The organism is Streptomyces phaeolivaceus (assembly GCF_009184865.1).
GTDB classification, from domain to species: domain Bacteria; phylum Actinomycetota; class Actinomycetes; order Streptomycetales; family Streptomycetaceae; genus Streptomyces; species Streptomyces phaeolivaceus.
The window spans coordinates 9,925,710-9,951,583 of sequence record NZ_CP045096.1 but is presented as its reverse complement, the minus strand read 5'-3'; the positions used below and the strand labels follow the sequence as shown (position 1 = coordinate 9,951,583).

Sequence of the window (25,874 nt, the reverse complement as noted above, 5' to 3'; positions counted from 1 at the left end):
GTGCTTTGGCAGGCGCCCACCGATCCGCCCGAGGTCCAGCCGTTCGAGGCCGACTCGGGGACCACGGCCGGTCGATTCCTGTTGCGCGTGATCCTCTCGGTGCGGCGGGTCTCCGTTCCCGCGGCGCTGGCCGCGATCGTGTGGCAGGTGGGCGAGGCCGCGGTCCCCGTGGTGATGGGCCTTGCGATCGACCGGGCGTTGGCAACCGGGGACGCGGGGCAGTTGGTGCTGTGGCTCGGCGTACTGGTGGCCTTGTACATCGTGTTGACGGTGGCGGCGAAGTTCGCTGTCCAACTGACCGCGTATGCGATACAGCTGCTGCAGCACCGCCTCCGGAGTTCCCTCTCGACCGGCGTGCTGCATCCGGTCGGCGGCGGCGCCCACGCGCCGGACGGCGGTGTCGTCTCGGTGATGACCAATGACGTCGCCCGCCTCGCCAACGGGGTTCAGCTCGTGATCATGCCGATCGCGAGGATCATGACCATCGGATTCATCGCCGTGTCGCTGTTGCGGACGCACTGGCTGCTCGGGCTCGCGGTGCTGGTGGGGGCGCCGTTGGCGGTGTGGTTGATGGGCGTGCTCAGCGAGCGGCTGTCCCGGGACACCCGTGAGTACCAGGGGCTGCTGGCCACCACCGTCGGACTGGCCACGGATGTCGTGGCCGGCTATCGGGTGGTCAAGGGGATGCGCGCCGAGACCGAGGCGACCAGAAGGTACCGGCAGGCAAGCCAGGAGACGCTCGTCGGTGCCAAGCGCAACGCGGGACTGCTGGGGCGATTCCTGATGGGCTCCGGTGTGGTCACCGGCACGTTCGTCGCGGCGGTGATGGGGCTGGCCGGCTGGTTCGCCGTGGACGGGCAGCTGAGCGTCGGCGGGCTGATCGCCGCCGTCGGCCTCGCTCAGGCACTGCTGCCGCAGATCCAGTCGATCGCGAACGATTCCATCCCCAACCTCGCCGGATCCCGCGCCTCGTCCGCGCGCATCCTCGACGTACTGAAGACCGACGTGACGGCGGCGCCCGAGGCCGACGACGCGGCGCGGCCGGTGGTTCAGCAGCTGCCGGTGCTGGAGGTGTCCACGCCCACCGCGACGATCCGGGTGGAGCCCGGCGAACTCGTGGGAGTGCGCACCGACGACCTGACCGCTGCCCGCATCGCGGAGGCGCTGTTGGATCCCCGCGAGCCTGGCGGCGAGGTCGCGGTGCGGCTGGACGGGATCGCCGCGCGGGCGTTGACCGCGCAGGAGTACCGCTCCCGAGTCACGTTCACTCCGCACCGGGTCATGCTGTTCAGCGGAACGATCCGCGACAACCTCACCGCCACCGCGGCCACACCAGAGCTGGTGACAGCCGCGGTGCGAGCCGCGGCGTGCGGTGACTTCGCCGCCGATCTCGACCTCCCGGTCGGCGAGGACGGCAACCGCTTCTCCGGCGGCCAGCTCCAGCGACTCGCGCTTGCCCGCGCCCTGGCGAGCGACGCCCCGGTGCTCGTGCTGCACGACCCGACCACGGCGGTCGACTCGGTCACCGAGCACACGATCGCGAAGCGGCTGCGCGACGTCCGCGCGGGCCGCTCGACCCTGCTGATCACCTCCTCCCCCGCGTTGCTGGGCAGCTGCGACCACGTCGTCGACCTGCTTGAGGACGCACCGATACGCGCAAGGACAACGCTATGAGCGGGGCATCCGCGGCAACCGGGCAGGCGCTGCCGGTCGCGGGCAGCAGGGAGACAGCCAGGGAGGTGTGGCGGCTCAGCCGCGGGCACCGGCTCCGGCTCGCCACTGTCGGAGTGCTGGGGATCGTCAGCACCGGCGTCAACCTGATCCCGCCCGTGATCATCGGGTTCCTCGTCGACCGGGTGCAGGCCGGTACCGCTGACCTCGGCACCGTACTGACGGTCACGGCCGTCATGGTGCTCTCGGCGGTTCTCGGCGCGGTCGGCACCGCGGTGACGATCGTGCTCGCCACCCGCGTCTACCACACCATCCTCGCCGCGCTGCGCGAACAGCTCGTGGGCCGTGCCATGACACTCCCGCAGCACCTCGTCGAGCGCGCCGGGACCGGGGACCTGATCTCCCGGACCAGCGACGACGTCACCGCCGTAGCCGATGCCGCGCCCGCCGTGATCCCCGCGCTCACCGTCAGCGGGTTCACCATCGTCGTGTCGCTGGGCGGGCTCGCCGCGCTGGAATGGCCGTACGCCGCCGCGTTCGCCGTCGTACTGCCCGTCTACGTACTCGTCATGCGCTGGTATCTCCGCGTCGGCCCGCGGGTGTACGGCGCCGAACGCGCGGCGATGAGCGCGCGGGCGCAGCAGATCCTGGAGTCCCAGCGCGGCTACGCCACCGTGCTCGGGCTCGGGCTCGCCGGGCAGCGGCACCACACGGTGATGGCCGCGTCCTGGGGCGTCGCGGTGCACACACTCCGCGCGCGCACCGTGATGGCCATGCTCAGCCTCCGCCTGAACCTCGGCGAATGTCTGAGCCTGGCCACTGTCCTCGTCGTCGGCTTCGTCCTGATCGACGCGGACGCGTCCACCGTCGGCGGCGCCACCGCCGCGATGCTGATCGTCCTGCGCCTGCTCGGACCGATCAACGAGCTGCTGTACGTCGTCGACGACCTCCAGTCGGCCCTCGCATCGCTCAGCCGCATCATCGGGGTCGCCACCATCCCGGAGGAGACGGACGAGCCGACAGCGACGGCGGACACGGGCATCGCCGTGCGGCTCCACGAGGTCGCGTTCGGCTACGGCGACGGCCCCCGCGTGTTCGACAACCTCACCCTCGACGTCCCCACCGGTCAACGCATCGCCGTGGTCGGCGCCTCCGGGGCCGGCAAGACGACGCTTGCCGCCGTCATCGCCGGTATCCATCTACCCGACGCCGGGACGGTGGCCCAGCCCGGCCGAACCACGTTGATCACCCAAGAGACGCATGTGTTCGCCGGCACCCTGCGGGACAATCTCACGCTCGGCGCCCCCAGGGCCACCGACGACGACATCCACGCGGCGCTGGACGCCACCGGGGCAGCCGGTCTGCTCGACCTGCTGCCGGACGGTCTCAACACGATGATCGGCACCGGTGGGCATCCGCTCACCGATGCACAGGCTCAACAGCTCGCCCTCGCCCGGCTACTGCTCGCCGACCCGGAACTGGCGATCCTCGACGAGGCGACCGCCGAGGCCGGCTCCACCCATGCGGGGTTGTTGGACCGTGCCGCCGAGGCGGCTCTGCGTGGTCGCACCGGGTTGGTGATCGCGCATCGCCTCTCCCAAGCCGCGACCTGTGACCGGATAGTCGTCATGGAGCACGGCCGGATCATCGAGACCGGAACACATGACGAGCTGGTCGCCGCTGGTGGCGTGTACGGCGGGCTGTGGAGCGCGTGGGAGGCCGGACGGGGCATGAACAACAAGCCAGGAAGGACTGACTGATGACGGGAAATGTTGTCGGCACGCCGGACAACACAGCGGTACGGACCGCGTTGTGGCGCGCCTTGCACACACAGGTGGACGAGCCGCCGCACGTCCTGGCGGACGTGCTGGGTGCCCGGCTGGCGCAGGACGACGACGGATGGCGCGAGCGCGGAGACATGGTCCCCGGCGACTCGCGAGGAAAGCGCGCCACTGTCGTCGGACGGGCGCGGTTGACCGAGGACCTGGTGGCGCAGGCCGCGAGCGACGGCGTGGATCAGTACGTGATCCTCGGCGCGGGCCTGGACACCTACGCTCAGCGGCATCCCGATGCGGGCTCGACCATGACCGTCTTCGAGATCGACCAGCCGGAGACGCAGGGATGGAAGCGGAACCGGTTGATCGAACTCGGATATGGCATCCCGGACTGGCTGCGTCTGGTTCCGGTCGATTTCGAGGCGAACGACGACTGGTGGGATCGGCTGCAGGCGGCGGGATTCGATACCTCACGTCCCGCGGTGGTGTCCTGGCTGGGGGTCACCATGTATCTGACCGAAGAGGCCACGACGGCGACTCTCAAGCAGGTGGCGAGTCTGCCGTCCGGCTCCTCACTGATCCTCACGTTCTTCCGTCATCTCGAGGATCTCGCGCCCGAGGACGTGCAGATTCGGCGAGCCTCCAGGGAGGGTGCTCGGCGGGCCGGTACGCCGTTCATCGGCTTCTACACTCCCGGCCAGATCATCGAGCTGGCGCGGAAAGCAGGTTTCGCCGACGCCGAATACGTCTCGGCAGCCGCCCTGGCCGATCGCTACTTCGCGGGCCGGACCGACGGCCTGCGACCGTACAGCGGCGAAGAAGTGCTGATCGCCACCGTGTGACACAGCCGGCTGGCACCGTCAAAAGGGGTTGGGCAAGCAATGAACGAAATGAACGAGGAGTCCTGATGAGCCTGAGCACCGAGCAGTTGATCGCCGACGTCGCCGACGTGTTGTACCTCGAACCCGCGGAGATCGACTACGAGTTGAGCCTCCGCGACCAGGGGATGGACTCGGTGCGCCTGATGGATCTGGTGGAGCGGTGGCGCACCGCGGGGGTGGACCGGATCGACTTCATCACCCTGGCCGAGGACTCGCGCCTGGGTCACTGGATCGAGGTCATCGAGAAGCTCCAGGCTGGTGACGAAGTGGCTTCATGATCCTGCGGTAGGGCGGTCGCCGGGCTCGTCGTGGACGACCCGGCCGCACCGCTCGGCGGGCCCACAACCTCAGGTCATGGTGCCAGCACTCGCAACGTGTTACCCCACCCCACGAGCGACGTCGCGATCACCTTCAATCCGGCGCCGGCGATGACCGCTTCGAGTTCGTCCTCGGTGCAGTATCCGGACCCGTGGAGTGTCAACCGCAGAATGTCGAGTTCCGCGTCATGCTCGTCCAACTCGGCGGGATCGAACGTGTCCTCCACCAGCAGCACCCGGCCACCGGGGCTCAGGCTCGCGGCGGCCCGCTGAAGAATGAGCTTCGCCTCCGCGTCACGGTACTGCCCGAGCGTGTCGATGATCAGTACGGCGTCCGCGGGTTCGGTCTTCTCGAACACCGACTGCTCGACAATCCGTATCCGGTCGCGTCGCGTCGTATCCGCGATGCTGATCGGAATGTCCCTGCGGAACCAGTCCGCCGCGGTAGGGAGCGCCACGACGGTCACCGTCGCCTCCGGATGCCCCGCGGTGAGGTAGTCGGCGTGGACCACGGCACCAGCCGCGTGGACAACCACCTTGCCGACGCCCCCGAGCATGGGTGACTTCGCGAGCGGCTCGGCGAGTACCTGCGCGAACCGGGACTTGTTCTCCAGACGCTTGTGCTCAAAGGTCGCATCGCCGCGGAGGGCGTCCCAGTCCTTGCCGGTCACCGACTCCAACACCGCGTGATCGTGGCGGACCGCCGCTTCAAGACCGAAGAATGCCTGCGACATACGGAAGTCGACCCCGCCGGAAACCAGGTGATCGAGCACGGACTCGTTGGTCAGGAACTCGCCGGTCTCACTGAGCTTGTATTCATCACCTTCCTGCTCCAGGAGTTCGATCGCCTGCAGATACCGCAGGAACTTCGCCAGGGAGCGTTCGTTCGCGCCGGTGTGCCGTGCGAGCGCGGGTACGGTGCGCACTCCGCGGCTGATGCAGTCGGCGATACCGAGATTCGCGGCCGCCCGAATCGCCAACGGCGGAAGCAACTCGGACATCTCGTGGAACTTGTCGAAGGCCTCGCCGTTGCGCTCGGGGTCCGGCATGGCGGGGTCTTCGTCCAACGCCACAACCTCTGCGCGCCGCCAGTAGCCGGTGAAGTCGATGTCGGACTTGTCGACACCGCGCTCCTCGATGAGATACCGCCGCAGATCACGTACGACGGACTGTTCCCCGGCGAGCCAGGCGAACATCGAGCCTTCTCGCCGGCGGCCGGCCTCGCGTACTGCCCGCAGCAGCAACGGCTCGGATCCCGCTGCCAGTCCGTTCCGCACGACCCAGGTCACCTCGACACCGGGGCGTTCCGGGAAGTCGATCCGGTGCGACTCCTCGGCCACCTCGATGCAGACCTCGGCCTGTGCTTCGTCGGGCAGTTCCCCGAGCAACCGGTCGATCGCCGGGAGGGCCGTGTCGTCGCCGACGACGAGGTACCAGTCGTAACCTTCGGGCCGCCTGGTGGAGACCGAAGGTCCCCCGACGTGGAGGCGATCGCCGGGGTTCGCCCGGTACGCCCACGTCGTCGCGACGCCCACACCATGCTTCACGAAGTCGATGTCGAGCTCGCGAGCCTGCGCGTCGTAACGCCGTACCGTGTACACCCGCCACAGCGCCGGCGGGTCGGCCGGCCACCTGTACTTGCCGTCCTTGTGGACCGGGACCACCGGCTCGCTCTCGCCGGGGTACGGGAAGATCAACCGGACGTTGTCGTCGAATCCCTCGCTGGCGAACTCGGGGAAGGTCGTACCGTCGCTTCCGGTGAACGATCCCAGCTGATCACCGGTCAGGGTCACACGGCGCATCCCGGGAGTGACGTCGACAACCCGCGCCACCTCCAAATCCCGCAGGACAATGGTGTGTACGACGGTGGGGCGGGCACGACGCGGCACGGCGACTCCTCATCGAACAGGTGTCAGATGCCAAAAACCTTAGCATTGCCTAACCTAATAAAGATCGTCTGCCAGTGCTGCTCGGAGATCGGTGACCACCTTTTCAGCGAAGCCGAGGAAAGTGATCGTCGTCGTGTCCGGGGCGATGTGATACCGGACAACCGCGCGATACAACTGCTCGGTGCCTTCTGGGGTCGGTGACCCGCTGTCCGGCCCATAGACCCGCGTGAGGATCACCGCGGGAGAGGGGGCACGCCGCAACGCTCGGCGTCCGGCCTTGTTGTGGTAGCGCAGCAGTGCCAGCTCGGCGGTCCCGGTCGCCTCGGCCTCGTCGAGGGCGATGGTGGCGACCGCGGTGAACGGACCGACCGACATCGTGTTGTCGGCGGGAGTCAGCGGGACCTCCTCGTCGACCACGCCGCCGATCAGTGGTGCGATTCCCGTTGAGTGGAGCGCGTTGCGGATGGCCTTGCTGACGGCGCCTTCGGTGAGGGAGCTGTCCCAGCGGAAGGTGGAGACGGTGGCATGAGCAAAGGTGGGTACGTCGATCGTCCGGGCTCGGGCGAGAAGGCCCTTCCAACGATCGAGGCCGTCCGTGGCGACCGTGTCGCCGGCTGCTTCGATGGCTTCGAGCGCGGGGACGAGCGCTGGTGGGCGGGCCACTTCTCCTACGCCGGACACTGCCTGCTGAAGTGCCTCCGCCAGACGGTGCAGTGAGGCTCGGTCGACGGTGGCCGCGTGGACGGCGAGCACCGCGACCGTCTGTTCGGGGTGGTGTGTGAATGCGAGGGCGGCCGGGCGGCCGGTCGAGATGTCGATGAGATCAACGGCGGCCGACCTGATCGCGTCAACGTCGACGTTCGTGTCGGCGGTCAGCTCCACGGTCTGGGGCTGGACTGTTTCCGGAGGCAGGAGGTAGGTGAACCAGAGCCGCCGGCCGGTAGCGTCGACCGACAGGCGAAGCGCGTCCGTGTTGGCGACGAGTGAGCGGAAGGACGAGGCGACCGATTCGCTCGTCGACCGCGCGGGCAGGTTGATCAGCTCGGTGAAGACGTACTCATCGGGCGCGGCGTCCGCCTCGCGCAAGCGCTCAAGGGCGGCGGAAGTCGGCACAAGAACCGGCTCGGCCGGAATGGCGTCGTGCGTCGGCGGCGCAAGCAGCGCGGCGAGGGCGCCGATGGTCCGTCCCACGAACACCTCGGACAGTTTGAACGTCAGATCGTGCTCACGAGCGCAGGCGACGAGTCGTGCCGCGGAAATGCTGTCGCCGCCCAGGCGGAAGAAGTCGTTGTCCACGCCGAGGTCGACGTCGTCGCCGAGGTGCAGTACGTCGCGGAAGATGCCGGCGAGGGCGATCTCGGTGTCGGTCTCCGGTGGCCGGCCGTCGGCTGTGCCGGCGGCCAGGCTCGGTCGCGGCAACGCGCGGCGATCCAGTTTCCCGTTCGCCGTGACCGGGAATCGGTCCAGGCGCAGGAACGTCGCGGGCACCATGTAGTCCGGCAGCGACTGGGCGAGATGCTCGCGCAGCGCGTCGAACAGCACCGCGTCCTCGGCCGTCGTGGCACTGGCCGTCGTGGCACTGGCCGTCGTGGCACTGGCCGTCGTGGCACTGGCCGTCGTGGCACTGGCCGTCGTGGCACTGGCCGTCGTGGCACTGGCCGTGGTCACGTATGCCGCGAGGTACTTCCCGCCGGCCGGGTGATCCAAGGTGGCAATCGCCGCGCCCGACACTCCTGGATGCTGTTCGAGTACGGCGCTGATTTCGCCGGGTTCGATCCGGTACCCGCGTATCTTCACCTGGTCATCGCTGCGGCCGAGGTATTCCAACTGCCCCTGGGAGTTCCACCGCACCACATCGCCCGTGCGATACAACCGTGCGCCCTTGTCACTGAACGGATCAGCCACGAAGCGGTCAGCGGTCAGGCCCGCGCGAGCCACATATCCGTCCGCGAGTTGCACCCCGCCCAGGTAGAGCTCACCTGCCACACCGACCGGCACCGGACGCAACCACGCGTCCAGGACACGCACCGTCGTGTTCGCCACCGGAACACCGATCGGCACCCCCACCGCGTCGACGAGCCCGGCCTGAACCACCGGGTGAGCGGTCACGTCCACGGCCGCCTCCGTCGGCCCGTAGAGGTTGTGCAACTCCGCGTTCTCGAACAGCGCGACGGCTCCGGCCGCGGGCGACACGGGCAGTGCCTCGCCGGAGCAGAACACTCGTCGTACCGAACCCACCGACGTCCGGTCCGGGGCCGAGGTGAGAAAAGCCTGGAGCATCGACGGCACGAAATGAGTGACCGTCACCGCGCGACGATCGATCACTTCGAGCAGATACTGCGGATCCTTGTGTCCACCCTCCTGCGCCACGACCACCACCGCGCCGGTGACCAGCGGCAGGAAGAACTCCCACACCGACACGTCGAACGTGAACGGGGTCTTCAACAGCACCCGATCCTGCGCACCGATCCGGTAGAGATCACGCATCCACCACAGTCGGTTGACTATCGCCTCGTGGTTGATCTGAACGCCCTTGGGGCGTCCGGTGGTGCCGGAGGTGAAGATCACGTACGCGGCATCCGACGGGAGCAGCGGACGCGAAAGCTGCGGTGGGTCGATCACGCCGGCATCGAGGTGTTGCCGCACAGGTTCGTCGTCGATGACCACGATGCGCACAGGATGATCGGTGAGCACGTGGTGCTGAGCACCGGCGGTGTGCCGGTCGGTGATCACCGCCCGTGGTTCGGCGTCCGCGAGGATGTGCTTGACGCGTTCGGCGGGGTAGTCGGGGTCGATGGGCACGTACGCCGCCCCGGCGCGGATCACCCCGGCCAACGCGACCACCAACTCGGCCGAGCGCGGTAGGGCGACCGCGACCCGATCCCCGACCCGTACGCCCTCCTCGACGAGGAGGTGAGCGAGAGCGTTGACCCGCGCATCGAGGTCGCCATAGGTGAGTTCAGTGCCGTCGTCGGCGATGACCGCGACCACGTCCGGGCTCGCCGCGACCTGTCGGCGCACCAACTCGTCAAGAGTCGCCCCGGGAACATCGAGCGTCTCACCGCACGACCACGCGTCGAGTTGTCGCGACTCCGGTGCGGGCAACAGGTCCAGGTCACCGACCCGCACCTCTGGACCGGCAGCGATCGTCTCCAGCACCGACGTGAAGACGGCGACAAACCGCTCAGCGGTAGCACCGTCGAACAGATCGGTCGCGTAAGAGAGCTTCCCCGACAGACCGTTGAGCGAATCGAAGATGTCGAGGTCGAGATCGGTCTTGACCGCGCCCACCGCCGCGGGACTCGGTGTCGTCGTGACGTTCCCGATGCGCAGGCCGCCCGCTCGGCGGCTGTCGGCGACGCGGTGGGTGAGCATGATCTGGAAGAGGGGGTTGCGGCCGACGGATCGCTCGGTGCCCAGCACACGGGTGATTTCCTCGAAGGGTGCGGCCTGGTGCTCGAACCCGCCGAGCACCGTTCGCCTGGTGTTCCGCAGAACGTCGGTGATCGAGTCACCGGCATGGAACCGATGGCGGATCGGCAGCGTGTTCACGAAGTATCCGACCAGGTCTTCCAGGCCGTCCTCGGTGCGTCCACCGACCGGTGAACCGATCACCACATCCGCACCGGCGCCCAGCGCCGAAACGGTCAACGCGGTCGCGGACTGGAGCGTCATGAACATGCTCACGCCCTGCTCATCCGCGACCTGACGCAGGCCGGTCACGACCTGTGGATCGATGGTGAACCGCAGATCCGCACCGCGGTGGGTCGGTGTCGCCGGTCGGGCCCGGTCCAGCGTGATCGCGGACTCTTCGGGCGCACCCGCGAGGACGTCCTGCCAATAGGCGAGATGCTCGGAAAGCAGCGAACCCGAATCCGACGCCTCCCCCAGGACCTCACGTTGCCAGATCGCGTAGTCCGCGTACTGGACCCGCAACGGCGTCCATCCCGGCTCCTGCCCCGCGGCCCGCGCCTGATAAGCGGTCGACAGGTCGCTCAGCAGCGACGGGAACGACCATTCATCCACTGCGTGGTGATGTACCGCGACAACGAACACCCAGTCGTCAGCGTCGGCGCGTAGCAGCGCGACACGGATCGGGATGTCGACCGCGAGATCGAACCCGGCCTGCACCACCGCGCCCACCCGCGCATCCACGCCGGCAGCATCCACACCCGTGACGTCCTCAACGAGCAGAGAGAGCCTGTCGGCCGTCTCGTTCGCTGGAACGACGACCTGACGTAGCGTGCCGTCCTTCTCCACCAAGAGCGTGCGCAGCGCCTCGTGACGAGACACCACATCCCGTACCGCCATGATCAGAGCATCAGGATCCAGATCACCGCCCAAGCGCAGCACCACCGGCACCACATACCGCCCACCCGGCCCACCCAACTGATCAATCAGCCAGAGTGCTTGTTGTCCGTACGAGACGGGTAGTGGGGTTGGGCGTGGTAGTTCGCCGATTCGCGTGCTGGACGTCTCGGTGGTAGCGGTGGTAGCGGTGGTGGTGTCGGCGATACGGGCGAGTTCGCTGATGCGGGGGTGGTCGAAGACATCGCGCAACGTGAGTGCCGCGCCGAGCAGTGCGTTGGCGCGTGCGGCGACTCGTGTGGCGAGCAGCGAGTGTCCGCCCATGCGGAAGAAGTCGTTGTCCACGCCGAGGTCGAGGTCGTCGGCGAGGTGCAGTACGTCGCGGAAGATGCCGGCGAGGGCGATCTCGGTGACGGTTTGCGGTGCGCGGCCGTCGGCTGCGCCTGCGGTCAGGTCTGGTTGCGGCAACGCGTGGCGATCGAGCTTCCCGTTGGCGGTGACGGGGAACCGGTCCAGGCGTGTGAACGTGGTGGGGACCATGTGGTCCGGCAGCGATCGTGCGAGGTGCTCGCGGAGTGCGTCGGTCGGCACCGCGTCCGTGGTGCTGGTCGTGGTGCTGGTCGTGGTGATGTACGCGGCGAGGTACTTTCCGCCGGCGGGATGGTCCAGGGCGATGATCGCGGCACCCGACACTGCCGGGTGCCGTTCGAGGACGGCGCGGATTTCGGCGGGTTCGATCCGGTGTCCGCGAATCTTCACCTGGTCGTCGCTGCGGCCGAGGTACTCCAACTGCCCTTCGGAGTTCCATCGCACGACATCGCCGGTGCGATACAGCCGCGCGCCGTCGTCGCTGAACGGATCAGCCACGAATCGGTCAGCCGTCAGACCCGGACGTGCGACGTATCCATCGGCGAGTTGCACTCCACCCAGGTAGAGCTCACCTGCCACACCGACCGGTACCGGGCGCAGCCAGGCGTCAAGAACACGTGCTGTCGTGTTCGCGACCGGTGCACCGATCGGAGTGTTCTGGGTGTCGGTGATGATGGCCGCCGTGCCGTCGCCGGTGACCTCGGTCGAGCCGTAGAAGTTGTGGAGTACCGCTTGCGGTGTGGTCGTTCGCATGGTGGTCGCGGTGCCCGGGGTGAGTGCCTCACCGGAGGAGATCCAGGACCGGATCGTGGCCAGCGCTGTGGGTGCGTCGTCATGGCGGACGAGGACGTCGGCCAGACTGGGCACGGTCAGCAGATGTGTGACACGGTGTCGGGCGATCGTGTCGAGCAGGCCGGCTGGATCTTGCGCGGCTTCCGCGGCCACGACCACGATCCGGGCACCGGCGATCATCGGCCCGAACAACTCGGTCACGGCATCGACAAAACCCACACCGCTCTTCGACAGCGCCACATCCTCTGGCCTGTAATCCAGAGCCCGCTGACCCCAGGCGAGGCGGTTGGCGAGTGCACGGTGCGTGAGGGCCACGCCCTTCGGGTTGCCTGTCGTTCCTGAAGTGAAGATCACGACAGCCGCGTCGAGGTCGTTCAACGGCCGCGTCAGAGCAGGGGCGGTTTCCTGACCGGTGGCCAGGTGCTGCTGTATGTCGCGGTCATCGATGCGGAGTAGTGGTGCGGGATGTTCGCCCAGTGCGTCTTTGTGTGTCTCGGCGGTGTGTCGGTCGGTGATCACGACGCTGGGTGCGGCGTTGTCGAGGATGTGCTTGACGCGTTCTGCGGGATATCCCGGATCGATCGGCACGTAGGCCGCTCCCGCGCGGATCACTCCGGCAAGCGCCACGACCAGGTCGACCGAACGCGTCATGGCGATCGCGACGCGGTCCCCGACCCGCACGCCCTCATCGACCAGGAGATGGGCGAGAGCGTTGACCCGTGCATCGAACTGACTGTAGGTGAGTTCGCTGCCGTCGTCGGCGACGACCGCGACCGCGTCCGGATCAGCCGCGACCCGGCGACGCACCAGCGCGTCCATCGTCACCGACACGTCCACTGTCGTCGGCGCAACATCGAGCGTCTCGCCTCGTACCCACGTCGAGTCCGGACCATCAACATCGGGTGTGAATCCGGTACTCAGTTCGTGCAGGGTCTGGGCCGGGGAACCGTGAAGGGCGGTGTTGAGGAAGTGGCTGAATTGTTCGGCGTGCCGGAGTGGGTTGCCGGTGGCGGAGCCCGTGGACAGTTCTAGCCGGATTCCGGAGTCGGGGTGGCGGTAGATCGCGAGGTCGAGCGATCCGACCGGACCGGTGCTGATCGTTTCAGGGATCGCGTCGATGTCGCCCAGGCGCGGCATTGATTCGAAGAGTCTGATGTTGATCGTCGGGAGCGCGAGATACGACGCTTGCCCATTCGGCCACAAACGGGCGATCTGGTGATCTTCGACAGTCGTGTGACGCCGGGAAGTCTTCAACTGGTCCGCGACGGCCTTGAGGACATCGGCAAAGACGTGGTACGGGCTGATCGTGGTGACAACCGGGATTGCTCTCGAGATCGCGCTTGGTGTTCTCAGTGATTCGCGATCGTCGCGCAGCATCAAGGGAACCCGGACCGCTACACAGTCACGCCCCTCGACCAGAGCGGTGTAGACACCCCACAGCGCGATCAGGGAATCGGTCCAGGAGACCCGCGCGGTGCGGGCGAACTGCTGAACCTTCGAGTAGGTGTCGTCGGGTATCGGGACGACAACTGGCTGGCTTGAGGATACGAAGACTCCCGACAAGTCCTCCACCTGGCTGGTGTTCTCGACCCCGAGGACACTGCTCCAGTACGTGACGTCTGCTTCGGCGCTGGAATCGTTGCGCTTGTGGGTGTTTGTGATGTTTTCCAGGGTGCCGAACCAGCGGTCCGGGACCGAATCGCCGGCCTGCTGTGCGGAGTAGACCTCGGCGACGCGGCGGATGAACAGAGAAATGCTGTAGCCGTCGACGAGCAGGATGTTGGTGACCAGGACCCATGCCCAGGTGCCGTTCTCGCGGCGGATCAGGGTCGAGGTCGTCGTCGGTTCCCCGGCGGCGGTGGCTGGTGCTGCGGTGAGTTGTTCGCGGGCCAGTACCCGGATCTGATCATCGCCGTGGCCGGCGTCGACGATCTCTGTCGTGAGTGTCGTGGCGGTGTCGATGTACTGAAAAGGGACACCGTCGTCGTCGCCGAAACGTACCCGCAACGCGTCGGTCTCCGCGAAGACAACACTGACCGAGGACGCGAACAGGGCCGGATCGACCGGGCCGTTCAGCCAGATCAACTGACCCGCGCAAAATACCGAGGACTCGGGAGCAAGCTTCCGTGCCACCCAATTGCCGCGCTGGCTCGCAGTCAACTCCACACGATCGAAAGTCGTCAACGGAAGCCACACCCACTTCTCTTGAGACCAGGTCGAGCCGACCGAGGCAAGGATCACCGTAACCTTAATGAAGGTTAGGCTAACCTTGCAACGTGGTGCCGCCCACCCCAGTACTCATGCTCGTGTGCTGCGCGACCGCCATGGCCAACTACACCCGCTGGCGCTGACCACCCGACAACTCGTCCAGCACTCGGCCGGAGCGCCTGGCCCGGTCGTCGCCCTCGGCCGTCAGCGGCTCGGCGAGGAATCCGCGGTAGGTCATCTGCTCGCGTTCGGCGGTCGAGGCGACGTCGGGGAACTCCGCGCGGATCGTCGGCAGCCGAAGTGCCCGGCAGTCGGTGTCGATCGCGACGTCGGCGGCTTGCTCGGTGATGCCCCGATGGCGGTTGCTGGTCATCCCGTCTCACCTCTGTGGCCTGCGGTGAAGCCGCAGCAACTCGTCGTAGGCCGCAACCGACGGAAGCAGTCGGGTATCGGCCGGCAGTCGGGCCGGCAGTCGGGCCGGCCGCCAGAACGTCAGCGATGTGGCCTGCGGCTGTTTCGGCAGTGAGGACGGCGAGTCGGCGAACACGTCCAACCCATCGAAGACCAGTCCGGACTGGGAATCGGCGGCCTTGCGGGCCTCCGGGGCGACCGCGTCCGCAGTCAGAACACCCGCACGAAGTGCGGCAGCGATCCCGTCAACGACGTCGCCGTGGTCCAGGTGCCCGTGCAGCAGCAGGCCCAGTGGTCCAGCTCCAGGCGGCTGCCGTGGCTGTAGCGGTCCACTCGCGGGGTGAACACGCGGCCGGTTTCGAAGACCTCGTCCGGCACCGAGGGCCGGTAACGGCCGTTCCAGCGCGAAGCGTTCAGTGATGGCCTGCGGGCGCGACCGGACCCCGGTGGACGTCATCGGCCTCGTCCCAGTCGTCGACCAGTGCGTTGAGCTCGGCCGACGTGGCGACCTTGGGCACCAGGACGAGATGGTTGCGGCAGCAGAACCCACTGATAAATCCAGCCTGACGAAGTCCACGTCCAGCTCACCTGCCTCGGGGTCCCAGCGACGCACCCTGTAGACCTTCGACAGGGGCCGCGGGTTCCTCGGCAGGTCCACGCCCCTCTCCTGCTGCACCGGCAGCACCGGCTAGGCACGGCCGGGGCAACGGAACACCAGACGGATGTCGTCATCGAATGCAGGGGAGTCGAAGGCCGACTGCGGGAAGCCGCTCGCCGAGGTGCACTCGCAGAGCTGCTCGCCGCTCAGCGTGGCCCGTCGCATCCCGGCGTCAGGTCCACCACTCGCACGGCTTCGACCTCCCGCAAAGTCAGGAGGTGCACCGTGAGACGGCGTGAGGTCTTCGCGGCTATGAACACCGGCGGCCCGCCGCCGACTCCGGGAGCACGGTCGGATTCGACAGGTCATCCCCGCCGTCCGTTGCTGATCTGGGTCCACACCGGCACAGCACACGTACGCGCGTCGACGGCGCTGAGGCGTTCCGCCTCAAGGCCGGAGCAGGCGACTTCCGTGCCGAGGGCGATCATCAGGTGCGATTCACCAGTGCTGGAGTCGCCGACCAGGCACAGCGGCAGGCCCTACTTCACCCCTTCATGGTTGGCCAGTGAGTGCACGACGGCGGGGTCGATGTCGGGGTTGGCGGCCCTCGAAGAAGACCTCCTGGCCGGAGGAGGCGAACACTCGTTGCATGGGCCTTGGAACCTGCCACCAAACCCAGTCGTGTCGGGACTCGTCTGCGAAACCACAGCGGTCGAGTCGGGTGCCGGTGGCCGGCTCAAGTTCAGTGGGCCACTGCAGTTGCCGGTGGAGAACCATGCCGCCCACAAGCACCCGTTCGCGATATCACCGGCTTGGTGACGAAGGCTCACCTCACGCGAGAAGAAACCTGATCGTCCGCCCCTGGGACCGGCTCGGCGAGGTCATTGCCCAAGGCGATGATGCGGTTGTTGGCGTCGACGTGCACGACCTTGGGCTGGTAGTCGGCCAGTTCGGACTCCTCGGCCAGCACGAAAGACATGATGATCACCAGGTCGCCGGGGTGGATGAGATGTGCCGCCGCGCCGTTGATGCAGATTTCGCCACTTCCGGCGGCCCCGATGATGATGTAGGTCTCGAGACGGGCCCCGTTGGTGATGTCGACGACTTGAACTTTCTCACCTTCGGTCAGGCCCGCGGCACGCGCGAGGTCTTCATCGAGTGTCAGCGAACCCACGTAGTGCAAGTCGGCCTGGGTGACAGTGGCGCGGTGGATTTTTCCGCCCAGGACTTCGCGAAGCATGTCCGGGTCCTCTTCCTCTATGAGTTGTGCGGGGTGCGTTCTGCGGATCAGACGATGATGTTCGGGCTGCCTTGCTACGCAAGGGCGGCATCGGAGGTGCCGGCGGCCTTGTCGGTGTTGTGTGTCTCGTACCGGGAAATGTGATCGCGCAACGACTTCGGGCGGATGTCGGTCCAGTGCTCGTCGATCCAGTCGAGTACTTCCTGGCGCGGTCTGCCGCCGGGTTCGCCGTACGCGATGCTCCAACCGGCCGGCACCGGCTTGAACGTCGGCCACAACGAGTGTTGCTCCTCGCGGTTGATCAACGCGTAGAAGGAACCGTTGTCGTCGTCGAACGGGTTCTGGGCCATGAGTGCTGCTCCTCGTTGTTCCTATCGGGGGTCGGTCCGGTTCGCAGCAGGCAATCGTTGCCGGGTGGCGGGGTGATCGGGCTGCTCGCCGGTGATCGCACGCAGAATGTCGGCGGCGCGGATCGCGACGTTGGACAGCAGGGACGAGGTCAACCCGTGACTGTGCAGGACCCCGCCGTTGAAGAAGATCCGTTCGGGAACGCTGCGCAGACGCAGCCGGTAGTCACGCTCGACGATCGGGCGATCCCCCTCGAACGAGGACGACCCGTCAATGCTCGGCCCGAGCATGCCGCGGGTGTCCGCGGGACGGAACCCGGTGGCGAAGATGGCGGCGTCGACCTCGAGCGTGGTGCTGCCCCGGTTTCCCAGGTCACGGATCGTCACTGTGACCCCGTCGGAGCCCTCGCTCAGCCGCTCGATCCCGGTGACCCGGTGCACGATCAGCCGACGCACACCACGCGTGCCTTCGTCGTACTCACGCCGGTAGAGATCCTCGATGAGGTCGGCATCGACGGCGGAGTAGTTGGTCTGCCAGTGATAGTCCAGCAGTTGCTGCTTGAGCTCCGGCGGTGCCGTGTAGAACTCGTCAACCGCCTCCGGATCGAAGATGCGGTTGGCGTAGGGCGTGTCGTCGGACGGGGTATAGCCGTACCGGCGGAAGGACGCGTGTACTTCGGCATCGGGATACGAATCGTGCAGGTACGCAGCGACCTCCGCCGCACTCTGCCCGGACCCTACGACCAGGAAGCGGCCGTTCGTCCGCGAGGGCAACTCGGCGAGCCTGTTCAGCAACTGATGGTTGTGGAACACCCTGGGTCCCGGCTCGATCCCCTCCGGCAGCACCGGCCGGCTTCCGGAGCCGATCACCACATGACGTGCCGCGACCTTCGTCACCTCCGAGCCGTCGACCACGGACTCGAGCGTGACCTCGAACCTCCCGCCACTCCAGTCGATACGGGTCGCCCTCGTACCGTAGGAGACCGGAAGGTCGATCCGGCTCGCGGCCCAGCTCAAGTACCCGTGGAACTCACGTCTCGTCGGGAAGAACGTCTTGAGATTGATGAAGTCGGACACCCGCCCCTGCTCATGCAGGTAGTTCAGGAACGTGAACGAACTGGTCGGGGTTCGCGGCGAGACCAGGTCCTTCAGGAAACTGATCTGCATGGTCGCGCCCGGCAACAACATCCCGTCATGCCACCCGAATTGCCGCCGGGCATCGACGAACCTCGCCGTCAGCCGTCGGCCCGCAGGTCGACGCTCATTGAGTTCCTCGATCGCGATCGCCAGGCTCAGATTCGACGGCCCGAAACCGATACCAAGAATGTCGACCTCGCCGTCGGCGCACTCTCCCGATCCGAGATGACGGTCACCGCCATTGACCAACTCATCCTTCGTCATCCGGCGATGGCCCCTTTTGCCGCAGGTCGCGAACGAACGGCGCGATGACCGGCCATCCCTCATCGAGGGCCAACCATAGCACCAATAACTTAGGTAAGCCTAACTTCGGTCGTTGTGTGCCGCAAGCCACCGCGACGCACCTCCGAGGAGATCGCCGGTCCGATCGGCGGCCGACGCTCGTCCCGAGGCATGCGGGCCGCACGGCGGCTTCCGACCGCACGTGTGCACGCGTCCTGAGCAGCGGCTCAGGCGAGCGAGCCGGCACGTCGCCCGATCACCATTCCGGCGGTCAGGCCGGCGCCCGTCGGGTAGTTCGCGCTGAAGAGCCCGCCGAGCGTTTCACCGCACGCGAAGAGTCCGGGGATGGGCTCACCCGACCGATCGAGCACCCGGCCGTCAACGTCACCGCGCAGGCCACCGAAGGTGAAACTGATTCCACAAGTCACCGGATACGCGTAGTACGGCGGCGCCTCGACCGCCGATGCCCAATTGCTCTTGACGGGCTCCACCGCTGCGCTGCGGCCGTCCTTGATCGTCGGATCGAGCGGACGGCTGGTGTCGATCGACGAGTTGAACTCCCGAACCGTCTGCACGAATCCGTCGACATCGACATCCATGGCCGCGGCAAGCTCTTCGACGCTGTCGGCGACGACCGGGACGATCCCGGGCATCTCGTACTCGTACGCCGCCAGCATCGGGCGCGACTTCGCATCGAATACCTGAAACGCCACCGAACCCGGCTGTTCGAGGATCACCTTGCCGTACTTCGCGTACGTATAGTTGCGAAAGTCCGCGCCTTCGTCGAAGAACCGTTGGCCCCGGCGGTTGACGACGATGCCGAGCGGATAGCCGTACCGGCTGAGCCTGTTCGTCAAGGCACGATTGCTCTCGTTCTCGGGAAATGACGCGTCCCACGGAACACTGTGGCAAGTCGACCAGTCACCTCCACGATCTGCGCCTATCTCCAGCGCCGCGCCGATCAGATCACCGGTGTTGTACGGCGTGCCCCGCACCTTCGCGTGCTGCCAGCCGTCTCCCAGGTAACGCTGACGCCATTGCGCATTCGCCTCGAAACCGCCGCTGGCGATCACCACCGACTCCGCCGGCAGCTCCTGATCGCCTATCCGAACGCCGACGACCGAACCACCGTCAGTCATCAGCCCCGTGACCGAACAGTTGTAGCGCACCTCGACTCCGAGTCGTGAGGCGATGCGCTCATGGGCCGATATCAGCCCAGGTCCGCCGTCGATGTTGGACACGTGCGATCCACCCCAGAACACGAAGGTCCCGTCGGGACTCTCGTGAGCTTGCCGCTCATACATCAGTTGGAATCGCAGCCCCAATGCGTGCAGCCAGCGGACAGCGTCACGCGAGCCTTCGACGACAGCCTCGGCAAGTTCCTTGTCGCCCCGCCCTCCGGTGACCCGCTCCAGATCGGCCAGGAACTCCGCCGCCGGATACGGCGGGACCTCGGTACGCGCGTGACGCTCATCAGGCTCAAGGACCTGGAGCAGGTCGCCGAGCCCGTCGTGCACCATCCGGGTCGAACCCAGGGTGTAGTAGCTGTTCCCGCCGGCGTGCGCCCGCGGCGCCTTCTCCAGCAGCACTACGCGTCGCCCGCGCTCGGCCGCCGCGTGAGCCGCGCAGTAACCGGCGTTTCCTCCGCCCACCACAACAACTTCCGGATCGCGCATGTCCACCTCCCCACCGACAGCCACTTCCTTCGGAAACCAAGCTGCCTCGTCAACCCGGGCGAATCGCCACAGACAACCCGACCGGCCGGCATCGACCGTGGCCGGGCTGAGCGGCGGCACTGTCCGTGCGAGCCGCAGCCGGCCCTTGGCCCGCCGCTCGGCCTGCAGTAATGCAGCTTAGCCTTACCTAAGTTAAATGTTGGTGTGTTCTGGACCACTGCCACTGAGGTGACGAGTCGGGCGAGGGAGCGTGCGCGGTGGCTTGACGGCCGGGGCGAAGGTGATCAACCGGGCGGCGATACCTCACCAACGCCCGCTTCTCCGGGTCGCGGCTCTGCCCCCCGGCGATCGAACCCCGCGCAACCGGGCCCCTCCCGGGGCTGCTGGAAAGGGGGCTGACGCGGCCCGGTGCGAGGCCGTTCGATGGTGCCGAAGCCGACCACCAGGCGATGTCAGTTCTCAGGTTCTGGCTCAGGTTTTGTGGTGGGTGACGCTCTGTCATTGCTCGATATCGAACAGTGGGATGGACGGTGACGGCGGAGCAAGGACCGCGCGAAGGCGGTTGACGATGCCGCGAGCGAGGGCCTCGTCCGCGAGCGCCTGGAGATCGTCAGGGAAGGCGGGCATGGGTTCTTCAGGGCCGCAAGGTGTGTCGATCGGGTCGCCGTCACGGCATTGCGCCGCAATCAGCCACCGTCGACGCCACCACCTATTCTCCTTCGGTGAGCCGGCCGGTGGCGTCGACGGTGCGCGTGAGGATGCCACGGACCGGTGCCTCGCGCTCCTCGGGTTCGGCGTCGTCGAGGGAGTTGGCGAAGTCCGCTGCCGTGTCGATGCCGAAGGGGCCAGTGTCCCAGCCGCCCATGTCGTTCGCGGCCCCGTACGTTCACCCCGCGAACAGCAAGTCCCCCTCTTTTCGGGCAACTTCCCGTTCGATTCCGCGAGCCCTCACCATCACGGAGAGCAACTACCCCACGCAAGTTGAGCCAGAGCCAGAGTCAGGGCTCACATCCGCAGCCAACCAGTGCACGTCAACGCGTTCGGCCCTCCGGCTTGATAACGCTTGCGCCGCTGAAGCAGCTTCTGGCGTCCGGATCCGCCCCGTTCGCAGATCCCATCCGTGAGACTCAGACACTGGAGCCGGGCGGTCAACATAGGTTAGGCTAACCATATGACTCGAGTTGCTGTGTTGGGGGCCCGCGGGCGGATGGGCGTGGCGTCGGTCCGCGCGATTGAGGCAAGCTCCGACTTGACCGTGGTTGCCGAGATCGACATTGATGACGACGTGCAGGACATCGTCGACCACAACGCTGATGTCGTGCTCGTGTTCTCGCCGCCGGACGTTGCCCACGAGCAAGTCCAGTGGTGCATCAAGCAAGGCATTCATGTGGTGGTGGGGACATCCGGCTTCGACGAGCAGGCTGTGGAGCAGATCCGTGCCGCGCTGGTCGACCATGGTGACGTCAGCGTGTTCGTCGTTCCGAACTTCTCGCTCGGTGCGGTGCTGATGACCAAGTTCGCCGCAAAGGCCGCCCCGTTCTTCGAGTCTGTCGAGATCATCGAGATGCATCACCCTGACAAGGTGGACGCGCCATCGGGAACGGCGCAGCACACGGCCGAACTGATCGGTCGCGCTCGCGCCGAAGCGGGCTGCGCCCCGTCACCCGATGCCACCTACCTCGACCCACATGGCGTGCGGGGCGGGCGGATCGACGGAGTCTCCGTACACTCGGTCCGAGTCCGTGGGTTCATGTCCTCGCAAGAGGTGCTGTTCGGCGTCGACGGCGAGATTCTGAGGCTGCGATACGACTCCGTAACACGCGAGTCCCTCATGCCCGGAGTGCTCACCGCGCTACGCGCCGTCCCCAGTCTCACCGGAGTGACGGTCGGACTCGACGCCGTACTGGGCCTGGGCTGAAACAAAGCAACGGCAGGGCAACGTATGGCCCTTGCACCAGGTCCTTGCACCAGGTCCTGGCGCCGGTCGGCGCCGGATACCGGGTGGCGACCTTCGATGCCCGTGGGATCAGCCCGATGCCTCGGCAGGCAGGTTCCGGCTTTCTCCGCATGACGGTGCAGGAGCTGGTGGTGAACGGGCGCCTGACCGTCGGCGAGTGACAGCCTGGGCCGCTACGCGACCACCGCGAGCCAGCTCGCCACGGTAGGCGTGTCGGGGGTGGTCAGCGAGTACGCCTTGTCGAGGTTGTCCTTCCGCTGAGCGTGCGTGAACTCCCCGTCGGGTCGGGCGAAGACCGGACTCGACAGCCACGCCTTCTTCTCGGCCATTGTGCTGTGCTGAGCGACGATCTCGGTGTCGAGCACGGGCAGTCACGGGCCGCGGTCTGACGGATCAAGGTGTTCAGCGACGGTCCGGTGCGCGCGCTGGTCTCGTCGGGGTGGTGGACGGCGGCGAACACCTGTGGCACGTCGGTCTTCCAGATCGCCGAGTCGCACACCACGGCGTCTGCCGCGCCGGGAACGTGATGTGCCAGATCTTCGGCTGGGGCGGTGGCCCAGGTCAGGCGAGGGTCGGCCTGGGTACGTCGGCTTCCAGGCCCACCGCGGAGATCTGGATGGTCCGGGTACCACGCCGACAGCTCCGCGCCGAGCCAAATCCGTTGCCCAGACACAGTACGCCTCCGGTGTCGGCACCCAGAGGGAAACCATCGAGGAAAGGTGGGCCTGGGCTGCTTCGTCGGCCTGCCGTTCGGCATCCAGCCGACGCAGCTCCCGCTGCGCAGCGCCCCCGGCGTCGTACACATACGAGCAGTACACGGCGCCCGGCTGAGCATCAGGCCTCAGCCGGTCACCACAGGCCGGGCACATCCGCCCGAGCCGCCGTCCACCGACGACTGGCACCCCACGGGGCTACGGACTACAAAACCCCCTCGGTAGGGATCAAGAACACCTCCTGAGTGGATTTCACCGTCTGGTGCAGTACGGCGCGTTGTGCCGCACCAGACTCGGCGAACCCGGGATCGTGTTCCTCAGGTGATGGCGGCAGCGTCTTGCAGGCTGTCGAACAGGGCCGCGCGGCGCATGTAGGCCCGGGCGGTGTCGAACTTCCCGGCGGTGCGGCGCAGTTCGTCGAAGTTGTGTCGACGCACCTCGGGGTCGCGTTCTTCCAACAGCCGTTTGTTGGCGATCGTCTGGGCCTGTACGTAGTTCACCGCGGCATGGCGGCGCTGGCGGCTGTAAAGGTCGAGCAGGTCGTCGCCGGCCGCACCGGCGATCACCTTCGCGAGCTTCTCCGTCAGGTTGACGGCGTCATGGATGCCGCCGTTCATGCCCATGCCGCCGATCGGGTTGTTGACGTGCGCGCTGTCGCCGGCGAGCAGGATGCGCCCCTGACGGAAGGTCGCGGCCACGCGCTGATTGACCGGGTAGACGTTGCGGTACTCGACGTCGTACGAGCCGGTCTTCGGGAGGAACTTCTGCAGCCGCTGCTCGACGCGCGCCGGTGACAACGCGGTGGCGTCGTCCTCGTCGTGGCCGATCGGCAGGATCACTCGCCAGAGCCCCTCGGGCGTCTCTCCCCTCACCTTGAACACGTTGGCCCACTCATGGGGGTCGGAGAAGTAGTTGCGGAACGCCAGATCCGGCTTGACGGTCTTGAGGTCGAAGCTGGTCGCGATCTTGATGAACCGCTCCGGATAGGTGAATCCTTCGAATTCGATACCGGCGAGCTTGCGTACCGTCGATCGGCCACCGTCACAGCCGACGACGTAGGCCGCCGCCATGCGTTCTGGGCCGGCGGGTGAGGTGTACTCCACCTCGATGCCGCTCGCGGTTTGGGTCAGACCGGTCAGCGTGTGGGAGAACCGGACGTCGAAGTCGGATTCGTTCGCGTATTCCTCGGCGATGGCAGCGGTCAGCTTGTACTGCTCGTACTGCAGTACGTACGGGAACCGGACCTCGTCCTTGAGCCGGCCGAGATCGAACTCCGCCACGACCTCTCCGGTCGGCCGGTCGTGGAAGCGATAGGTGCTCGAGAGCAGACTGTGCGCCCGGATCTTCTCGGTGACGCCCAGGGCGTCGAGCATCTCCAGTGTGCTCGGATGGATGGTCGCCGCGCGCTGATCCCGCACCGGCGCCGGCTCGGACTCGAGAACGGTCACCGGGATACCGCGCCGATTCAGCGCCAGCGCGCAGACCATTCCGACGGGGCCCGCGCCCACGACGAGGACGCGTGTTGTTGTCTGGTTCGACATGCGCCTAGCTCAGCTCGCGCTGCAGGCGCTTGCTGACCTTGCCGACCGCAGTGTACGGGAACTCGTCGACGACCTCCACGACATCGGGAAGCTTGAACGTGGCGAGGCCCTTGTCGCGCAGGAACTGGCGCAGCTTGCCCAAGGTCAGCTCGGCCGCGCTCTCCGGCGTCCGGGGAATCAGGTACGCCTTGACACGTTCGCCGAGAACCTCGTCATCGACGCCGACGACGGAGGCGTTGTGGACGCCGGCATGAGTGAGCAGCGCGTTCTCCAGCTCCTCGGGCGCGATCTTCTCGCCGCCCCGGTTGATCTGGTCCTTCGACCGTCCCACGACCCTGATGAATCCGCGCTCGTCCCGCTCGACGATGTCACCGGTGCGGTAGAAGCCGTCGCTGGTGAACGCCAGCGCGTTCTGCTCGGGGTTGCGGTAGTACCCGCGAATCACCGACGGTCCCCGGGTCAGCAGGTGACCGGGTGCACCGGGTGGCACTTCGTTGCCCTCGTCATCGATGACCTGGATCTCATCGGCCGCCGATGCCGGCCGGCCCTGGTATCGCACGCTGGTGGCCCGATCGACGTCGGCGGGATTGCTGACGACCAGGCCCTCGCCCATCCCGAAGCTCTGCGACAGCTGCACGCCGAACTCCGGCTCGACCCGCCCCGCCACTGATTCGGTCAGCTTCGCGCCGCCGCACATGAGCACCTGCAAGCTGGAGATGTCATAGGACTTGCGGAGCGAGGAGTTCAGCCAGGCCAGCAGGATCGGGGGTACCAGCGAAACGCGGGTCACCCCGTGCTTCTCGATCAGCGGGAACGCCGCATCGGGGCTGCCGTTCGGTGCGATCACGATGGTGGCGCCCACGCTGAACGCACCGAGAAATCCGGGCGAACGCGTCGACATGCTGTGACAGATCGGTATGACCAGCAGATGCACGGTCTGCTCGGTGATGCCGCGTTCCCCAACGCTTCGGCGCAGTGCGTAGCCGTACGTCTGGTGAGTGTGCGGCATCAGCTTCGGAACGCCCGTCGTGCCGCCCGACATCTGCAACAGAGCGACGTCCTGCGGGCTGCACCGTCGCGCGTGCTCGAGCGATCCCTTCGACTGCAACGCCTTGTACTCGGCGCCGCCGCCATCACGTTCGAGCACTACGGTGTGCTCCAGATGGGGCCAACGCTGCTTCAGGTCGGCGGCCATCGCGGCGAGATCGGTACCGCTGTCCGAGGCGACCGTGATGTAGGCACGCGCCTCGGTGATCTCGACGAAGTGCTCGATCTCGGCACGACGGTGCGCGATGGGAGCGACGACGGGAACCGCCCCCAGCTCCCACAAGGCGAAGACGAAGGCGATGTACTCATAGATGTTGGGCAGGTGTACCACCACCCGGTCGCCACGGCTCAGCCCCAGATCCCGCAGGCCGGCAGCGAGGCGCAGGACCTCGTCCGTGAGCTGTGCGTAGCTCAACTCGGCCTTGCGGTCGATGACAGCGAGTTTGTCGGGGCAGCGCTCCGCGGTGGCGAACAGCAGCTCCGGCAGCGTCTGATCGCGCCAGTACCCCTCGGCGACGTACTTGGCTGCCGTCTCCGACGGAAACGGAACGACCCCGTCAAGGGCCAACGGTTCGATGCTCACTTGGTTTCCCTTCGAGGAGCTGCCTCCCAGCCCAGAGAGGGTAGGCTACCCTAACTTCACGATCAACGGTGCTGGATCCTGTCCGCCGGGGAACGCTCGCCTCGTACGGCTTCCGGGAGGGCCCTGTCCTCG

19 protein-coding genes and 1 pseudogene are annotated in these 25,874 nt (G+C 66.9%); 6 read left to right on the top strand and 14 right to left on the bottom strand.

Features of this window, described 5'->3' with window-relative positions:
* The 4 genes from F9278_RS45245 to F9278_RS45230 all read left to right on the top strand — a co-directional run bounded on the left by F9278_RS45245 (nt 1) and on the right by F9278_RS45230 (nt 4,605).
* On the top strand, nt 1-1,674 hold the full coding sequence (locus tag F9278_RS45245; protein ID WP_152173492.1) for an ABC transporter ATP-binding protein: 1,674 nt from the start codon (nt 1-3) through the stop codon (nt 1,672-1,674).
* Nucleotides 1,671-3,431 carry an ABC transporter ATP-binding protein gene (locus F9278_RS45240; RefSeq protein ID WP_152173491.1) on the top strand — a complete coding sequence of 587 codons (1,761 nt, stop codon included), beginning with the start codon at nt 1,671-1,673 and terminating at the stop codon, nt 3,429-3,431. Before F9278_RS45245 ends, F9278_RS45240 begins: the two co-directional genes overlap by 4 nt.
* Nucleotides 3,431-4,288, top strand: a complete 858-nt coding sequence (locus F9278_RS45235; protein ID WP_152173490.1) for a class I SAM-dependent methyltransferase — start codon at nt 3,431-3,433, stop codon at nt 4,286-4,288. The genes F9278_RS45240 and F9278_RS45235 overlap by 1 nt, the downstream gene beginning before the upstream one ends.
* A 65-nt stretch (nt 4,289-4,353) precedes the next feature.
* Nucleotides 4,354-4,605, top strand: coding sequence for a phosphopantetheine-binding protein (locus F9278_RS45230; protein ID WP_152173489.1), 252 nt, complete (start codon nt 4,354-4,356; stop codon nt 4,603-4,605).
* A 74-nt stretch (nt 4,606-4,679) separates the two neighbouring features.
* Here the strand turns inward: F9278_RS45230 and F9278_RS48380 are convergent, their stop codons facing one another.
* The 11 genes and pseudogenes from F9278_RS48380 to F9278_RS47940 form a co-directional block, all read right to left on the bottom strand.
* On the bottom strand, nt 4,680-6,476 hold the full coding sequence (locus tag F9278_RS48380) for a siderophore-interacting protein (protein ID WP_264300227.1): 1,797 nt from the start codon (nt 6,474-6,476) through the stop codon (nt 4,680-4,682).
* Between the two features lie 111 nt (nt 6,477-6,587).
* Nucleotides 6,588-14,168 (bottom strand): non-ribosomal peptide synthetase, encoded by a 7,581-nt coding sequence (locus F9278_RS48375; protein ID WP_152173487.1) that lies wholly within the window; start codon nt 14,166-14,168, stop codon nt 6,588-6,590.
* 166 nt (nt 14,169-14,334) lie between these two features.
* Nucleotides 14,335-14,583 carry a hypothetical protein gene (locus tag F9278_RS45215; RefSeq protein WP_193241929.1) on the bottom strand — a complete coding sequence of 83 codons (249 nt, stop codon included), beginning with the start codon at nt 14,581-14,583 and terminating at the stop codon, nt 14,335-14,337.
* A gap of 248 nt (nt 14,584-14,831) precedes the next feature.
* Complete coding sequence (locus F9278_RS47955; protein WP_226967409.1) at nt 14,832-14,999, bottom strand: hypothetical protein; 168 nt, start codon at nt 14,997-14,999, stop codon at nt 14,832-14,834.
* Between the two features lie 310 nt (nt 15,000-15,309).
* Entirely contained in the window at nt 15,310-15,444 is a 135-nt protein-coding gene (locus F9278_RS48370; protein WP_264300201.1) for a hypothetical protein, read from the bottom strand.
* A gap of 227 nt (nt 15,445-15,671) precedes the next feature.
* A pseudogene (locus F9278_RS49135) lies at nt 15,672-15,821 on the bottom strand (IS21-like element helper ATPase IstB); the annotation flags it as partial.
* Nucleotides 15,822-16,045: 224 nt separating this feature from the next.
* Nucleotides 16,046-16,459, bottom strand: a complete 414-nt coding sequence (gene panD, locus F9278_RS45200; protein ID WP_152173486.1) for an aspartate 1-decarboxylase — start codon at nt 16,457-16,459, stop codon at nt 16,046-16,048.
* A gap of 74 nt (nt 16,460-16,533) precedes the next feature.
* Nucleotides 16,534-16,809, bottom strand: coding sequence for an MbtH family protein (locus F9278_RS45195; RefSeq protein ID WP_152173485.1), 276 nt, complete (start codon nt 16,807-16,809; stop codon nt 16,534-16,536).
* A gap of 21 nt (nt 16,810-16,830) precedes the next feature.
* Nucleotides 16,831-18,207 (bottom strand): lysine N(6)-hydroxylase/L-ornithine N(5)-oxygenase family protein, encoded by a 1,377-nt coding sequence (locus tag F9278_RS45190; RefSeq protein ID WP_226967228.1) that lies wholly within the window; start codon nt 18,205-18,207, stop codon nt 16,831-16,833.
* A gap of 245 nt (nt 18,208-18,452) precedes the next feature.
* Nucleotides 18,453-19,901 carry an FAD-dependent tricarballylate dehydrogenase TcuA gene (gene tcuA, locus F9278_RS45185; RefSeq protein WP_152173484.1) on the bottom strand — a complete coding sequence of 483 codons (1,449 nt, stop codon included), beginning with the start codon at nt 19,899-19,901 and terminating at the stop codon, nt 18,453-18,455.
* 709 nt (nt 19,902-20,610) lie between these two features.
* Nucleotides 20,611-20,766, bottom strand: a complete 156-nt coding sequence (locus F9278_RS47940; protein WP_226967227.1) for a DUF4259 domain-containing protein — start codon at nt 20,764-20,766, stop codon at nt 20,611-20,613.
* A 306-nt stretch (nt 20,767-21,072) separates the two neighbouring features.
* Here F9278_RS47940 and dapB point away from each other — a divergent pair, with 306 nt between their 5' ends.
* Together dapB and F9278_RS46650 are read left to right on the top strand one after the other, a co-directional pair.
* Nucleotides 21,073-21,819: a 4-hydroxy-tetrahydrodipicolinate reductase gene (gene dapB / locus F9278_RS45175; protein WP_152173483.1), complete on the top strand. Its 747-nt coding sequence runs from the start codon at nt 21,073-21,075 to the stop codon at nt 21,817-21,819.
* A 44-nt stretch (nt 21,820-21,863) separates the two neighbouring features.
* Nucleotides 21,864-22,019: a hypothetical protein gene (locus F9278_RS46650; protein ID WP_193241928.1), complete on the top strand. Its 156-nt coding sequence runs from the start codon at nt 21,864-21,866 to the stop codon at nt 22,017-22,019.
* A gap of 12 nt (nt 22,020-22,031) precedes the next feature.
* On the opposite strand, the gene F9278_RS46645 is transcribed toward F9278_RS46650, so the two are convergent.
* The 3 genes from F9278_RS46645 to F9278_RS45155 form a co-directional block, all read right to left on the bottom strand.
* Nucleotides 22,032-22,223: a hypothetical protein gene (locus F9278_RS46645; RefSeq protein ID WP_193241927.1), complete on the bottom strand. Its 192-nt coding sequence runs from the start codon at nt 22,221-22,223 to the stop codon at nt 22,032-22,034.
* A 665-nt stretch (nt 22,224-22,888) separates the two neighbouring features.
* A complete protein-coding gene (locus F9278_RS45160; RefSeq protein WP_152173482.1) occupies nt 22,889-24,112 on the bottom strand; it encodes an FAD-dependent oxidoreductase in 1,224 nt (407 codons plus the stop codon).
* Nucleotides 24,113-24,116: 4 nt separating this feature from the next.
* Nucleotides 24,117-25,742 (bottom strand): (2,3-dihydroxybenzoyl)adenylate synthase, encoded by a 1,626-nt coding sequence (locus tag F9278_RS45155; RefSeq protein ID WP_152173481.1) that lies wholly within the window; start codon nt 25,740-25,742, stop codon nt 24,117-24,119.
* Between the last annotated feature and the right edge of the window lie 132 nt (nt 25,743-25,874).

Coding starts and splice junctions, on each gene's coding strand:
- F9278_RS45240 (WP_152173491.1), top strand. CDS start 1,671: ATGAGCGGGGCATCCGCGGCAACCGGGCAGGCGCTGCCGGTCGCGGGC.
- F9278_RS45235 (WP_152173490.1), top strand. CDS start 3,431: ATGACGGGAAATGTTGTCGGCACGCCGGACAACACAGCGGTACGGACC.
- F9278_RS45230 (WP_152173489.1), top strand. CDS start 4,354: ATGAGCCTGAGCACCGAGCAGTTGATCGCCGACGTCGCCGACGTGTTG.
- F9278_RS45215 (WP_193241929.1), bottom strand. CDS start 14,583: ATGACCAGCAACCGCCATCGGGGCATCACCGAGCAAGCCGCCGACGTC.
- F9278_RS48370 (WP_264300201.1), bottom strand. CDS start 15,444: ATGCGACGGGCCACGCTGAGCGGCGAGCAGCTCTGCGAGTGCACCTCG.
- panD (WP_152173486.1), bottom strand. CDS start 16,459: ATGCTTCGCGAAGTCCTGGGCGGAAAAATCCACCGCGCCACTGTCACC.
- F9278_RS45195 (WP_152173485.1), bottom strand. CDS start 16,809: ATGGCCCAGAACCCGTTCGACGACGACAACGGTTCCTTCTACGCGTTG.
- F9278_RS45190 (WP_226967228.1), bottom strand. CDS start 18,207: ATGACGAAGGATGAGTTGGTCAATGGCGGTGACCGTCATCTCGGATCG.
- tcuA (WP_152173484.1), bottom strand. CDS start 19,901: ATGCGCGATCCGGAAGTTGTTGTGGTGGGCGGAGGAAACGCCGGTTAC.
- F9278_RS47940 (WP_226967227.1), bottom strand. CDS start 20,766: ATGGGCGGCTGGGACACTGGCCCCTTCGGCATCGACACGGCAGCGGAC.
- dapB (WP_152173483.1), top strand. CDS start 21,073: ATGACTCGAGTTGCTGTGTTGGGGGCCCGCGGGCGGATGGGCGTGGCG.
- F9278_RS45160 (WP_152173482.1), bottom strand. CDS start 24,112: ATGTCGAACCAGACAACAACACGCGTCCTCGTCGTGGGCGCGGGCCCC.